At 60.6% G+C, this 13,571-nt stretch carries 11 protein-coding genes and 2 riboswitches; of the genes, 5 read left to right on the top strand and 6 right to left on the bottom strand.

Features of this window, described 5'->3' with window-relative positions; genetic code table 11:
• Window positions 1–37: 37 nt before the first annotated feature.
• Both LQK83_RS16675 and LQK83_RS16670 read left to right on the top strand, forming a co-directional pair.
• Window positions 38–1,027 carry a FecCD family ABC transporter permease gene (locus LQK83_RS16675; RefSeq protein WP_442966787.1) on the top strand — a complete coding sequence of 330 codons (990 nt, stop codon included), beginning with the start codon at window positions 38–40 and terminating at the stop codon, window positions 1,025–1,027.
• 8 nt (window positions 1,028–1,035) lie between these two features.
• Window positions 1,036–1,860 carry an ABC transporter ATP-binding protein gene (locus tag LQK83_RS16670; RefSeq protein ID WP_230838526.1) on the top strand — a complete coding sequence of 275 codons (825 nt, stop codon included), beginning with the start codon at window positions 1,036–1,038 and terminating at the stop codon, window positions 1,858–1,860.
• Window positions 1,861–1,894: 34 nt separating this feature from the next.
• Here the strand turns inward: LQK83_RS16670 and LQK83_RS16665 are convergent, their stop codons facing one another.
• The 6 genes from LQK83_RS16665 to LQK83_RS16635 all read right to left on the bottom strand — a co-directional run bounded on the left by LQK83_RS16665 (window position 1,895) and on the right by LQK83_RS16635 (window position 8,293).
• Window positions 1,895–2,587, bottom strand: a complete 693-nt coding sequence (locus LQK83_RS16665) for a class I SAM-dependent methyltransferase (protein ID WP_230838525.1) — start codon at window positions 2,585–2,587, stop codon at window positions 1,895–1,897.
• Window positions 2,588–3,191: 604 nt separating this feature from the next.
• The gene (nrdF, locus tag LQK83_RS16655) at window positions 3,192–4,181 is read right to left on the bottom strand and encodes a class 1b ribonucleoside-diphosphate reductase subunit beta (protein ID WP_230838524.1); all 990 of its coding nucleotides are present in this window, start codon (window positions 4,179–4,181) and stop codon (window positions 3,192–3,194) included.
• Between the two features lie 17 nt (window positions 4,182–4,198).
• The gene (nrdE, locus tag LQK83_RS16650; RefSeq protein ID WP_269065680.1) at window positions 4,199–6,352 is read right to left on the bottom strand and encodes a class 1b ribonucleoside-diphosphate reductase subunit alpha; all 2,154 of its coding nucleotides are present in this window, start codon (window positions 6,350–6,352) and stop codon (window positions 4,199–4,201) included.
• On the bottom strand, window positions 6,340–6,738 hold the full coding sequence (nrdI, locus tag LQK83_RS16645; protein WP_230838523.1) for a class Ib ribonucleoside-diphosphate reductase assembly flavoprotein NrdI: 399 nt from the start codon (window positions 6,736–6,738) through the stop codon (window positions 6,340–6,342). Before nrdI ends, nrdE begins: the two co-directional genes overlap by 13 nt.
• 11 nt (window positions 6,739–6,749) lie before the next feature.
• A complete protein-coding gene (gene nrdH / locus LQK83_RS16640; protein WP_230838522.1) occupies window positions 6,750–6,971 on the bottom strand; it encodes a glutaredoxin-like protein NrdH in 222 nt (73 codons plus the stop codon).
• Window positions 6,972–7,212: 241 nt separating this feature from the next.
• Window positions 7,213–7,428, bottom strand: a riboswitch (cobalamin riboswitch).
• A gap of 64 nt (window positions 7,429–7,492) precedes the next feature.
• Complete coding sequence (locus tag LQK83_RS16635; RefSeq protein WP_230838521.1) at window positions 7,493–8,293, bottom strand: acyl-CoA thioesterase; 801 nt, start codon at window positions 8,291–8,293, stop codon at window positions 7,493–7,495.
• Window positions 8,294–8,401: 108 nt separating this feature from the next.
• A riboswitch (cobalamin riboswitch) is annotated at window positions 8,402–8,613 on the bottom strand.
• Between the two features lie 394 nt (window positions 8,614–9,007).
• Here LQK83_RS16635 and LQK83_RS16630 point away from each other — a divergent pair.
• The 3 genes from LQK83_RS16630 (at window position 9,008) to LQK83_RS16620 (ending at window position 13,330) form a co-directional block, all read left to right on the top strand.
• On the top strand, window positions 9,008–9,943 hold the full coding sequence (locus LQK83_RS16630) for an AraC family transcriptional regulator (RefSeq protein ID WP_230838520.1): 936 nt from the start codon (window positions 9,008–9,010) through the stop codon (window positions 9,941–9,943).
• A gap of 87 nt (window positions 9,944–10,030) precedes the next feature.
• Window positions 10,031–11,524, top strand: a complete 1,494-nt coding sequence (locus LQK83_RS16625) for an aldehyde dehydrogenase family protein (protein ID WP_230838519.1) — start codon at window positions 10,031–10,033, stop codon at window positions 11,522–11,524.
• Between the two features lie 69 nt (window positions 11,525–11,593).
• A complete protein-coding gene (locus LQK83_RS16620) occupies window positions 11,594–13,330 on the top strand; it encodes a GMC family oxidoreductase (protein ID WP_230838518.1) in 1,737 nt (578 codons plus the stop codon).
• Window positions 13,331–13,571: the final 241 nt, after the last annotated feature.

Below are 13,571 nucleotides of genomic sequence, written 5' to 3'. Positions count from 1 at the left end.
CACCACGCCACACCGCGCCGCGCGCCCGGCCTATCTCATGACGCTGCTGTTTCTCCTCGCGCTAGCCTCGCTCGCCCTCGCCATCTTCCTCGGCGTCGTCGATCTCAACCCTTCCGATACGCTCGCCGCGCTGACGGGTCACGGCTCGCCGGAAGCGCGCGCCATCATCCTCGACATCCGCCTGCCGCGCATCCTCACGGGCATGCTGGCGGGCATTCATTTTGCACTGGCGGGGCTGCTCCTGCAGTCGATCACCCGCAATCCGCTCGCCGATCCCTCGCTCATGGGCGTCTCGCAGGGCGCGATGCTCGCCGTCAGCGGCTTTCTGGTTTTCACTGTCTACAGCCACGACACCGGCTCGACCACGCTACAGGAACTGCCCGTACACTGGCTGCCGCTGATCGGCACGCTCGGCGGTCTGGCGGCCGGCGGGTTTATCTATCTCATCGCCTTCCGCCGCGATCTCGGGCCGCTGCGCATCACGCTTTGCGGCATTGCGGTCGGCGCGGTCCTCCATGCCATCGGCATCGGCCTGATGGCCGGCTGGGGCTCCGGGCGGCTGGAAGTGCTGCTCGAATGGTTCTCCGGCAGCCTCTATGCGCGCGGCTGGCAGCATGCGCTGTTTCTCCTGCCCTTCACGGCGGCGGGGCTTGCCGTGCTCCCGATCATCCGCCGGCCGATGGAACTGCTCCGCTTCGATGCCACGGTCGCCAGGTCCTTCGGCCTGTCGTATCGGGCGCAATTCTCCGTCGTGCTGCTCGTCGCCTGTGCGCTCGCGGCAAGCGCGGTTGGCGTCGTCGGCCCGGTCGTCTTTGTCGGGCTCATCGTGCCGCATATGGCTCGGTTTCTGGCCGGGCGACAGACCCGCATCGTCCTGCCGCTCACCGTCGCGCTCGGCGCCATCGCGATGACGCTCGCCGATCTCGCCGGCCGGCTGGCCGGCGGGGCGGAAGAAATTCCCATCGGCGTCGTCACCGCGATCTGCGGCGTACCGCTTCTCGTCGCGCTGCTGCGCAAAACCCCGTGAGGTCGCCCATGCTCACCGCCACGAACCTGTCAATCTGCTACGGGCCGCGCAAGGCGCTCGACAACTTCAACATCGCGCTCGCTCCCGGCGAAATCCGCGCGCTGATCGGCCCTAACGGCTCCGGCAAAAGCACGGCCCTGCAAGGCATGGCCGGTCTCGTGAAGCCGGAGGCCGGAGCCGTGACCATTGACGGCGCGCAAATGTCAGGCATGACCCGACGCGAGATTGCGCACCGCCTCTCATTCCTGCCGCAACAGCCCACCGCACCCGATGAGATGACGGTGGAGCAGCTGGTTCGCCAAGGCCGTTTTGCCCATGTCGGTCTTTTCCGCCGCTATCGCCGGGAGGATGAGGACGCCATCGCCTGGGCACTGGAAAGCACGGGCCTGGCCCCGCTCGCCGAACGGCCCTTGAGCGCGCTTTCCGGCGGCGAACGCCAGCGCGCCTGGATCTCGGCGGCGCTGGCGCAGGAGGCAAAGGTCCTGCTGCTCGACGAGCCGACCACGTTTCTCGATATCGGCTATCAGATCGAGGTGCTCGATCTCGTCCATCGGCTGAGCCGCGAGCGCGGCGTGACCGTGGTCATGGCGATCCACGATCTCAACCAGGCCATGTCGATCGCCGACCGCATCACACTGATGGAAAAAGGCCGCGTCGTCTTTGACGGTACCTCTGACGCGCTGGCCGAAAGCGGGCTGATCGAACAGGTCTTCCGTGTCGAAGGCCGGTTCGTGCAGATTGCGTCAGATGGTCCGCCACATTTCGACGTGCATCTCAAGCGCTGGAGCGGCAAGCGTGGTTTCGAAAGCGCAAAACACGCTCCAGCCTCTTGAGTTGACGGGACCGGCCGCCTGAGAGGCCGCTCCTTTATGACTTCACCAGGCGGAAGACGATCTTCGTCTGCGTGTAGTAGTCGAGCGCGGTGGCGTAATCCGGCGTCCAGCCGCCCGGCGCATAAGGGACGAAGCCGTCGAATTCGAGCTTGCGGGCCGACACCTGGAAGCCGGTCTCCGCAAAGATGCGCGCATAATCCGTCACCGAACGATCCTGCACCACCGTATTCGTCCGCTCCGCCACCAGCTTGCGCCAGGCGGGCCAGAGCGGATTATCGGTATGGCAACCGGTCACCGCATAATAGACACCACCGGATTTCAGCACGCGTATCATGTCGGCCGCATGGCCGGCAATATCCTCGACGAGGTAGATGACCTCATGGCTGAAGGCGATGTCGAATTCGCCGTCCCAGCCGGCAAGCTTCGTGTCCGTCTGATACTGGATGGGCAGGTTGCCCTTCAGTGCATTCGCCTTGTCGACGGATTGCCGGGCAATATCGACGCCCAGTGCCTTGTGAAAGGGGCGCAGCGCATGGAGATGGCGCAGGAACCCGCCCTGATTGCAGCCGAAATCCAGCACCGCAGCGCGCGACAGGTCCTTTTCCGGCACCAGGCCGATCAGATGCCGCCAGATCGGCGCATGCCCATCCGCCATGGCATCCTCGGCGTCTGGATCGATATACCAGGTGGAAATCGTGGCCGCTTGCTTGATTGGTGGGGCGCTCATGAGGTGTTGCCTTTACTTGAATAAATTTGCCCAGTTTTACGATATAGAACAGAAGCTGAGGTTTTGCCACCACAGAGTGGCTCGCCGAACAGTCTTGCCTCCCCCGCGTGGTGACACACAGCGCGATTTCCTCGACGGTGCGTTAAGCCGCGCATAATCCCTCGATTTGCGAAGACGCCAGACGCCGCAGGTTGATCCCGCCGGGGCGCAAGCAGAGCCTGCCCGCTGGTTGCCACGTGGATTTGCATGGAGCGTTTGTGATGGCACTGCCACTTTAACCTGAATGTGGATGCATCGCAGACGTTCGGCCTTGGGATTAATCTCAGGCTGCTGATCGGCTTTGCGGCAGGCCTGCGTCGTTCCGAAATCGTGGCGCTCCACCGCCGGACGCGACAAGAGCGAGCATAGACGCGGCCGGATCGAGATCCTTGACCAGAGCATCGTCGTCATGCTGCGCGGCAACACCGGCTGGCGCGAGCTGGAGATCGGACGCGGGTTTTCCGATCTCACAGGTCCCGTCGCCGTCGTCGAGACCTGGCTGGTATGGGAATGTTCCTTCGATGAAGATTTCTATCGTGTTCCGTCGAGAGTTCGCGGTCGAGCCTCAGAAGTCCCAGTCCTCGTCTTCGGTCGCCACCGCCTTGCCGATGACATACGACGAGCCCGAGCCGGAGAAGAAGTCATGATTCTCGTCGGCATTGGGTGAAAGTGCGGAGAGGATCGCCGGGTTGACCTTGCAGGCCTCCGCCGGGAAGAGCGCCTCGTAACCGAGGTTCATCAGCGCCTTGTTGGCGTTGTAATGCAGGAACTTCTTCACATCCTCGGTGAGGCCGACGCCATCATAGAGGTCTTCGGTATACCGCGCCTCGTTGTCGTAGAGCTCGAGCATCAAGTCGAAAGCGAAATCCTTGATTTCTCGGGCGCGTGCTTCCGGCTCTCGGTCCAGCGCGCGCTGGAACTTGTAGCCGATATAATAGCCATGCACCGCCTCGTCGCGGATGATGAGGCGAATGAGATCGGCGGTGTTGGTGAGCTTGGCGCGGCTCGACCAGTACATCGGCAGATAGAAGCCGGAATAGAAGAGAAAGCTCTCCAGGAAGACCGAGGCGACCTTCTTCTTGAGCGGATCGGCCCCGTCATATTGCTCCATGATCAGCGCGGACTTCCTTTGCAGGAACTCGTTTTCCTCGGACCAGCGATAGGCATCGTCGACATCCGGCGTCAGGCAGAGCGTCGAGAAGATCGAGGAGTAGGAGCGGGCATGCACCGCCTCCATGAAGGAAATGTTGGATAGTACGGCCTCTTCGTGCGCCGTCTGCACATCAGCCATCAGCCGGACCGCGCCGACCCCGTTCTGTATCGTGTCGAGCAGCGTAAGACCGGTGAAGACGCGGATGGTCAGGGTCTGCTCTTCGGGACGCAAAGTGGCCCAGGAGGGAATATCATTCGACAGCGGCACCTTTTCGGGCAGCCAGAAATTCGACGTGAGGCGGTTCCAGACTTCGAGATCCTTGTCGTCTTCGATGCGGTTCCAGTTGATCGCGCGAATGGCGCTGGCAGGACGGCCGGCGCGCGGCTTCATTTGCATGTTCATGGATTGGGTCCTTGCGGTCAAAGCGTGCAGGAAACGCAGCCCTGCACTTCCGTGCCGGTCAGCGCCATCTGGCGAAGGCGAATATAGTAGATGGTCTTGATGCCCTTCTTCCAGGCGTAGATCTGCGCCCGGTTGATGTCGCGGGTGGTGGCCGTGTCGCGGAAGAACAGCGTCAGCGACAGGCCCTGGTCGACATGCTGGGTGGCCGCCGCATAGGTGTCGATGATCTTCTCCGGGCCGACCTCATAGGCGTCCTGATAGTAGTCGACATTGTCGTTGGTGAGATAGGCAGCCGGGTAATAGACGCGGCCGATCTTGCCTTCCTTGCGGATCTCGATCTTGGAGACGATCGGATGGATCGAGGACGTCGAATGGTTGATATAGGAGATCGATCCAGTGGGCGGCACGGCCTGAAGGTTCTGGTTATAGAGCCCGTCCTTCATGACGGCGGCTTTGAGCTGCAGCCAGTCGGCCTGTGTCGGAATCGCGATGCCGGCATTGTCGAAGAGAGCCGCAACCGTGTCCGTTGCCGGCGTCCAGGCGCGTTCGGTATATTTGTCGAAATATTCCCCGGACGCATATTTCGAATTTTCGAAGCCCTTGAAGCTCCGACCCTTTTCCGCGGCCAGCCGGTTCGAGGCTTTCAGCGCATGATAGGTGACGGTGTAGAAGTAGATATTGGTGAAGTCGACGCCCTCCTCCGAGCCGTAGAAGATGCGCTCGCGGGCGAGATAGCCATGCAGGTTCATCTGGCCAAGGCCGATCGCGTGGCTGTCGTCATTGCCCCTGGCGACGGAGGGAACGGACGCGATATTGCTCATTTCGGAGACCGCCGTCAGCGCGCGGATCGATGTTTCGATCGTCTTGCCGAAATCGGCCGAATCCATCGCGGCGGCAATGTTCAGGGAGCCGAGATTGCAGGAGATGTCCTTACCCATCTCAGCATAGGACAGATCCTCGTTATACTCGCTTTTCTCGCTCACCTGGAGGATTTCCGAGCAGAGGTTGCTCATCGAAATGCGCCCCGCAATCGGGTTCGCGCGGTTCACCGTGTCCTCGAACATGATATAGGGATAGCCGCTTTCGAACTGGATTTCGGCGATCACCTGAAAGAAGTCGCGCGCCTTGATCTTCTTCTTGCGGATGCGGGCATCCTCGACCATTTCGCGATATTTCTCCGTCACCGAAATCTCGGTAAAGGCGACGCCATAGACGCGCTCCACGTCATGTGGAGAGAAGAGATACATATCCTCGTTGTTCTTTGCGAGTTCGAAGGTGATGTCGGGGATGACCACGCCAAGCGAGAGCGTCTTGATGCGAATCTTCTCGTCCGCATTCTCCCGTTTCGTATCGAGAAAACGCATGATGTCCGGGTGATGCGCATGCAGATAGACCGCCCCCGCCCCCTGCCGCGCGCCGAGCTGGTTTGCATAGGAGAAGGCGTCTTCCAGCAGCTTCATCACCGGTATGACGCCGGAGGACTGGTTCTCGATCTGCTTGATCGGCGCACCCATCTCGCGGATGTTGGTGAGCGAAAGCGCCACGCCGCCGCCGCGCTTGGAAAGCTGAAGCGCCGAATTGATCGAGCGGCCGATGCTTTCCATATTGTCCTCGACGCGCAGCAGGAAGCAGGAAACAAGCTCGCCGCGCTGTTTCTTGCCAGCATTGAGGAAGGTCGGCGTCGCGGGCTGGAAACGGCCGGAAATGATCTCGTCCATGAGATCGCGGGCAAGCTGCTCGTTGCCGCGCGCCAGCGTCAGAGCAACCATGCACACCCGATCTTCATAACGCTCCAGATAGCGCTTTCCGTCGAAAGTCTTCAGCGTATAGGACGTGTAATATTTGAATGCGCCGAGAAAGGTCGGAAAACGGAATTTCCGCGCATAGGCCGCGTCGAACAGATCGCGCACGAAGTTGAAGGAATACTGATCCAGAACCTCGCGCTCGTAATAGCCTTCGCTCACCAGATAATCGAGCTTCTCCCGAAGGTTATGGAAGAAGACGGTGTTCTGGTTGACGTGCTGGAGGAAATATTGCTTTGCCGCCTGCCGGTCCCTGTCGAACTGGATCTTGCCGTCCTCGTCGTAGAGGTTCAGCATGGCGTTGAGCGCATGGTAATCCAGCGCCGGGGCTTGCGCCTTAGTGGGCCGTTCGAGTTCTAGCGTTTCCAAAATCGTTCCAGTCCTGATTTGACACGGTCCACATCCTCGTCCGTGCCGAGAAGTTCGAACCGGTAGAGAAGCGGCACGCCGCATTTGTCTGCGATGATCTTGCCGGCGCGCCCATAGGCCGCGCCGAAATTGGTGTTGCCCGCCGCGATCACGCCACGAATGAGCGCTCGATGATGCGGGTCGTTCAGAAAGCGGATGACCGGTTTCGGCACTGCGCCCTTGTCCTCGCCACCGCCATAGGTGGGTGTCACGAGAACATAGGGCCGCGTCACGGCCGGCAGGTCATCGCCCGGCGTGACCGGCAGGCGCAGCGCCTCGATCCCCAGCTTCTCGACGAAGCGGCGGGTATTTTCCGATGTGCTGGAAAAATAGACGAGACCGCCCATGGGGCCGGATCTCAGGCGAGAGCGCTGATCATGTCCGGACGGAAGCCTGCCCAATGCTGCTCCCCGGCAATCACCACGGGCACCTGGCGGTAGCCTAGCCCCTGGACCAGCGCGAAAGCCTGGGCATCCTCGGAGACATCGACGACGGTGTAGTCGATACCCTGCCGGTCAAGGGCGCGGGTGGTGGCGTTGCACTGAACGCAGGCGGGCTTGGAATAAACGGTAATGGACATGAGTTCCTCGTAACAGAAGGTCGCAGAAAAGCGTTCCGGACTGAGCACAGACCGGAGCAGAAGGGGTTATGGCGAGACAATTCCGATGACCGCAGTCGAAATGACTACGGAATGGAAGCGATCTTGAATGGCATGTTCATGGCCTTCACCCCGAAGCAGACAGAAAAGAGGGGAAGACAGGACGGAACCGGCCCGGTGAAATCCGGACACAATCAACCGCACCCTGCCGGACACCCCGCCGGCGGACGTTTTGTTCCAGGCAGGTCTCCTGGCTCACAGCTCCATGCACCCGCGCCGCCTTCCCGGGAAATCCCAGTGGCATGTTGGCGCGGACACTCGCCGTTCACAGTTGCGGGGGCAGCCTCGGCATCACGAACATCATGTCCGCTACCGAATTCCCGTCTTAGCTCATCGAACCGATGCCGAATCGATGAGAACCTCGAACACTAGATATAGTAGTAATCCTTGCGTTTCCGTCAACATGTAAACGGATTTTGACTGTGGAAACTGAAGGAGACCTTTCAAAGCGCCAAGGATTCCGGGGCATCTCCGACCTTCGTTGCCACCATGGTGAACCGGCTTTCGGCCGCCATCGAGCGCTTTCCGGACAGAACACCCTCTTCCCAAAGCTGGACCGCAACGACCATCGAGCGGTTCCCCCTTCTGGAAATATGCGCGACAAGTTCGATGATGGAGCCCACTTTCACGGGATGATGAAAATGCACCTCGTCGGATGCGGCAACCACCGTCGGCATTCGGCAATGGCGCGTGGCACAGACGAAGGCCGCCTTTGTCATCGCCGCAATCGCCTCTCCACCGAACATGTTGCCCGATGCATTGGACTGATCGGCAAAGACAATTTCGGTCATGACGGTTTCGCCTTCACGGGCCTGATAACCACCGCGCCGCGGCAAAGTCGCCAATGCCCAATCCGATGGAACGTCCTGTCCAATTGCAGCAACCATGTTGAAGAGGCCCCGCGTACAGGTTCGCCGTTCGCCACCCAGCAGGTTTTCGGCGATCAGCTCCACCTCGATCGTGAGTGTCTTCCGCCCCGCCCAAAGAGGTCGCGCCGTCGCTTCGACAATTTGGCCGATCCGCACTGGCCACTTGAAATCTATCCGTTCACATGAGGCGGTGACGAAAGGAACCCGGCCGAACCGCGTCGCCGAAATGAAGGCAACCCGATCCATGAGCGCGAAGGCTGCGCCTCCGAAAAGGGTTCCATGATGGTTCGAATGGCCGGGGAAAACCACATCAATAAGGCTGGTGGAGACCGGTTGCGCAATTGGTTCTCGTTCGATGGGTTTCTGCGTCTTCATGCTCATTTCCTTGTACCCCGAAGGTGATGGGCAAAGGCTGGCACGACGATCCGCGAGACGGACAAAGGCGTACCGTTCGCAAAGCGGCACACCGGGACACCCCGCCCGTGGACGATATGTATCGCGGCAGGTCTCCTGGCTTGCGAGTCATCACCGTCGTCCGTCTTCCCGAGGTATCCGCCTCAGTGACATCAATGGACGACGGCTCTCCGCCTACAGTTGCGGGGGCAGCTTCGGCATGGGCGCATCGAGCACCTTCACCGTATTCCCTCTTAGCTACGGGTCGCATCACCCGTAGAACCACGATGGAAGTTACAATTGCCGCATTGGTCTCAAGGGTCAATCACCGAAAGAGATTTTATGTGATTGAACCAGTCTACCCATTCCAGGGTAGCGAACGCGACCGGTTCGGATCTCCTTCATGCATACCTTCCGAACGCCGTAGACGCGGAAGTTCTGCTTCGCGATCCAGCACCATGCGGATGGCACGCTCACGCATTTCAGCTGAGAACTCGTTCGTTGTCCTGCGCATGTCAGCTCCACTTTCTCAGAAGTTGAAGCCTCCGGAAAACCAGGCGCGGCTCAATGTCGGCAATGAAGTACGATCGCTATTTTGCCTCAGCCTTCATACCCATCAGGTATAGAACGCCACTTTTATAGTTGTGGACTGGGTTTTTGCGGACCGTTAGCCTTCCTCGAGGCAGGGAGGAGAGAATGGAAGCATATTCCAATCACGCGCATGAGCGGTCATCCGGTCATGTCGAGAAACTGATCGAGTACCGGACTGCCCATTACGCGGCCTTTTCCGAAGCGGCAAGCTATTTCACCAACACGCCGGCCCAGGTCAAATTCCGGTTTTCCAATCCCATCATCTGTGACCTGAGAGGCGGCACCAAGGTCATGCGCGTCGGCGGCAGCGATGCCTTCGAGTTTTTCACCGGCGATGTCATGTTCGTGCCGCCTGGGCTCGAAATCGATGTCGATCTGGGTATGGCGAGCCAGGCGACACCCATCGAATGCAACTGTTTCGAGATTGAAACGGACCGACTTGAAGGGATCATCAGCCGGCTGAACGAGAGGATGACACGAGCCGGCAACCGCACGGTTGCCGCATTGGACTGGTCGGCTTTTGCGGTCCTGCGCGGAGAAGAAGCCCGACATCTGCAACTGACAAGTCTCATGGAACTCTTTTGCTGTGAGCGCGACGTCTTTGCCGATTTGAGGATCGACATCAGGCTCGATGATGCCATCTTGAGACTGATGCAGAGCCGCAGCAGCGAGCTTCTGGTGCTCGATCATGCAATCGAAGACACGGGCATTCGCGCAGCAGCCCATCTGATCAGGGAAAACCTCGGTCGGCATGTTCCGACGACCGAACTCGCCCGCGTTGCCGTCACGTCGGAAGCGACGCTGCATCGCCAGTTCCGGAAGTTCTTCGGCACCACACCGGCTCGCTTCGCCAATCGGCTGCGGATCATGGAAGCCAAACGCCGGCTGCGTCAGTCACGCGACCCGATCGAGGTGCTGGCCTTCGAGCTTGGTTTTTCGGATGCCAGCCATTTCAGCCGTGAATTTCGGAAAGCGACGGGCGATAGCCCGGCGGAATACCGCAAGCTGCGTCAGCAACCGACCAGCATGCTCGATTGGTAATCTCGTGCCGAAATCTGCGAGTCCTGTTCATGGTTGGCGCTGACGCGATCCGCTTTGATGAAGTCCAGAGCTTCTGGGAGGAAATCAATGCTGGAGCGTATCAAGTCATCTGAAAACGAGGCTGGTCTCGTTTATGAAATGCATATCGGTGGCAATTGGCGTGCTGCGGAGGGTGGGGCGACGTTTGCCACCATCAATCCGAGCCATGGCGGCGTCATCGCCCATGTGCCCGACGCTCGTCAGTCGGATATCGATGCGGCCATCACTGCGGCCGCTGCGGCACAGCCGGGCTGGGCCGCCCTTCCGCCGGCCGCGCGCGCCGGTGTCTTCCACCGTGCTGCATCCCTGTTCGTCGAGCGGCAGCAGGAGTTTGTCGACATGCTGATCGCCGAGACCGGCTCCGGTTTCGGCAAGGCCATGTTCGAATGCTCTCTCGTGCCCCTGGCGCTCGCCGAGGCTGCAGGCCTCACCACCCGCGAAATTGGCGAGATCTATCCGAGCCAGGTGCCCGGCAAGATCAATCGTACCATGCGTGCGCCGGCCGGCGTGGTGGGTGTCGTCAGCCCGTGGAATTTCCCGCTTTATCTTTCGCTGCGCGGCTTCATCTATGCGCTGGCGCTGGGCAACACGGCGGTTCTGAAGCCGTCGGAAGACAGTCCCATCGTCGGAGGCCTGATGCTGGCGAAGCTCTTTGAAGATGCCGGCTTCCCGGCCGGCGTATTCAACGTGATCACCACCTCGCGCGACGGCGCTTCCATGGTCGGGGACAGCTTCGTGAAGGACAACCGCATTGCTGTCATCAGCTTCACGGGATCGACCCGCGTCGGGCAGTCGCTGGCGACCGCCTGTGCCCAGGCCTTCAAGCCGATCATTCTGGAACTCGGCGGCAAGAACCCGATGGTGATTCTGGATGACGCGGATCTGGATCGCGCCGTCGATCTCGCCTTCTTCGGGTCCTTCCTGCATCAGGGCCAGATCTGCATGTCCTGCGACAAGATCCTGGTGAGCCGCGGCCTTTATGACCGCTTCGTCGAGAAGCTGGTGGCCAAGACCGTTCATTTCGTGCCCACCAATCCCGAGGAGCAAACCTGCGTCATCGGACCGATCATCAACGAGCGCCAGCTTCGCCGGATCGAAGCCCTCGTCGATCAGGCTGTCAAGGATGGTGCAAAGCTTCACTGCGGCGGCAAGGCCGAAGGGCGCTTCTATACGGCCACCGTGCTCACGGATGTGACGCGATCCATGGGCGTCTGGAACGAAGAAATCTTCGGGCCCGTGACGACGGTCACGCCGTTCGACAGTGAGGACGAGGCGATCGCGCTGGCCAACGACACGGTCTACGGGCTTTCGGCCTCGGTGATTACGGGCGACGTGCTGCGCGGCGAACTGCTGGCGGAGCGCATCCACGCCGGCATGGTCCATGTCAATGATTCCACCGTGCATGACGAGCCGCATTGCCCGTTCTCGGGGCTCGGCGCCTCGGGCGGTGGCGGCAAATGGGGCTCAAAAGGCGCCATCGAAGCCTTCACGACCCAGCGCTGGATTTCGACGCAGCGTCAGGCGCATCGCCTGCCATTCTGATGATGAGCATATGGGGCCCGTGGGGTTGGAGCCGCGGACCCAAACCAACACCGCTCTGGGAGGAGCATCATGCACTTCAATTCAAACGCGCTCGAACAGGGCGATAAACTTATGGCGTTGCAAGCCGGTCTCGTTCATGGCCGGATCGGGCGACGCGCCTTCATCACGATGGCGGTCGCCGCCGGCGCAACGGTTGCCACGGCGCAAGCTTGGGCAGAGGGCCTCGGCGATGCCGCGATCACCCAGCGCTATAACGCCAAAAAACTGGCTTCCAGCTACGATTACATCGTGATCGGGTCGGGCTCGGGCGGCGCTGTGGTCGCCGGCCGGCTGGCGGCCGAAACAGATGCTACCGTTCTCGTTCTGGAAGCCGGCGGAACCGACCAGCTGGACGCCGTCCTGAACCCGCTCCTGTGGCCGACCAACATTCGCTCCGAGCGGGACTGGGGATATAGCGCTGCCCCTTCGGACAAGGTCAACGGGCGTTCGATCATCCTGCCGATGGGTAAGGTGGTCGGCGGTGGCTCGTCGATCAATGTCATGATCTGGGCGCGCGGCCACAAGAACGACTTCGATTTCTGGGCCTCCGAAACCGGTGACAAGGCCTGGGGCTATGAGAATGTGCTGAAGATCTACAAGCGGATCGAGGACTGGCATGGCCCGCAGGATGCCAGCCGTCGCGGCACGGGCGGACGTCTCTATGTGACCGAAGTTCAGGATCCCAATCCGATTGCGCCGGCTTTCCTCAAGGCATGCGAAAGCGTCGGTATTCCCGCCCATGCCGATATGAACGGCGCGATGATGGAAGGAAAGGGCGGCGCCGCACTCGCCAATGTCCGCATCAAGGACGGCATGCGGCGCAACGTACCCTCGGACTACCTGTGGGAGACGCTGAAGCGGCCGAACATCACGCTTCTGACCGGTGCCGTCGTGCATCGTCTGAACCTGAACGGCACCCGCTTGACCGGTCTGACCTTCGAGAAGGATGGTGTCCTCCATACGGTCACCGCGAACCAGCGCGTCGTGTTGTCGGCGGGCGCCATCAACACGCCGAAGATCCTCATGCAGTCCGGCATCGGTCCTGCTGCGCATCTGAAAGAAGCGGGCGTTGCGGTTGTCCATGATCTTCCCGGTGTCGGGCAGAACTTTCAGGATCACATTCTGGCTGCCGGCTGCATCTGGGAGTATAATACCCCGCTGCCTCCGAAGAATTCGGCCGCCGAGGCGACCTTCTTCTGGAAGTCGGATTCCAGCCTCGAGACGCCCGATCTCCAGCCCTTCCAGATCGAGGTGCCGTTTGCATCCGAAGTGACTGGACCCGCCTTCAATCCGCCGGCAGGCGCCTGGACGATCGCTCCGGGCCTGGTACGACCGAAATCGCGCGGTGAGGTTCGCCTGACGGGTGCTGGCCCCAAGGACCCGGTCAAGATCGACGGCGGCTTCCTCAAGGAAGAATCCGACATGAAGGCGCTCGTGACTTGCATCGAACTCTGTCGGGAGATCGGCAACTCGGCGGTGATGAAGGAGTTCGTGAAGCGCGAAGTCATGCCCGGTCCGTTGCGCGGTGAGGATCTTCGCAACTTCGCTCGCAATGCAGCCGGCACGTATTTCCATGAAAGCTGCACCTGCAAAATGGGCAAGGATGCACTGTCGGTCGTCGATGGCCGCCTGTCGGTCCATGGGATTGAAGGGCTTTCGATTGCCGATGCCTCGGTCATGCCGCGGGTGTCGACAGGCAATACCATGGCCTCGACCGTCATCATCGGCGAGCGCATGGCTGACATTCTTCTCGGCAAGACGGGTTGATGGCCGCAGCCGGCTGTTGAGCAGAGACCCGCAATGTCCGGTCCGCCTTGGAGGCGGACCGGATTTCATGCGTTTCCCGGCCGGGTCAGCAAAATGTCTTCACCGCGCGTTCGCCGAACAGCGATGCTGAAGGCTCCAACCGGCGAGGAGCACCTTTCGTTCTCGTGCCCGCGATTTCGCTTCTTGGGGTGCGCACGCATATCTGTTTTGTTTGCTGGCGAAAGATGGAACACTTCCGCCA

The sequence above is a fragment of the Rhizobium sp. C1 genome (assembly GCF_021026335.1).
In the GTDB taxonomy this organism is placed as follows: domain Bacteria; phylum Pseudomonadota; class Alphaproteobacteria; order Rhizobiales; family Rhizobiaceae; genus Ensifer_A.
Note: the sequence above shows the minus strand (reverse complement) of the source record. Positions and strands in the feature narration are given on the sequence as shown.

Excerpts from the sequence above, each read along its gene's own strand:
- LQK83_RS16675 (WP_442966787.1), top strand. The coding sequence starts at position 38 with ATGACGCTGCTGTTTCTCCTCGCGCTAGCCTCGCTCGCCCTCGCCATC.
- LQK83_RS16670 (WP_230838526.1), top strand. The coding sequence starts at position 1,036 with ATGCTCACCGCCACGAACCTGTCAATCTGCTACGGGCCGCGCAAGGCG.
- LQK83_RS16665 (WP_230838525.1), bottom strand. The coding sequence starts at position 2,587 with ATGAGCGCCCCACCAATCAAGCAAGCGGCCACGATTTCCACCTGGTAT.
- nrdF (WP_230838524.1), bottom strand. The coding sequence starts at position 4,181 with ATGAACATGCAAATGAAGCCGCGCGCCGGCCGTCCTGCCAGCGCCATT.
- nrdI (WP_230838523.1), bottom strand. The coding sequence starts at position 6,738 with ATGGGCGGTCTCGTCTATTTTTCCAGCACATCGGAAAATACCCGCCGC.
- nrdH (WP_230838522.1), bottom strand. The coding sequence starts at position 6,971 with ATGTCCATTACCGTTTATTCCAAGCCCGCCTGCGTTCAGTGCAACGCC.
- LQK83_RS16635 (WP_230838521.1), bottom strand. The coding sequence starts at position 8,293 with ATGAAGACGCAGAAACCCATCGAACGAGAACCAATTGCGCAACCGGTC.
- LQK83_RS16630 (WP_230838520.1), top strand. The coding sequence starts at position 9,008 with ATGGAAGCATATTCCAATCACGCGCATGAGCGGTCATCCGGTCATGTC.
- LQK83_RS16625 (WP_230838519.1), top strand. The coding sequence starts at position 10,031 with ATGCTGGAGCGTATCAAGTCATCTGAAAACGAGGCTGGTCTCGTTTAT.
- LQK83_RS16620 (WP_230838518.1), top strand. The coding sequence starts at position 11,594 with ATGCACTTCAATTCAAACGCGCTCGAACAGGGCGATAAACTTATGGCG.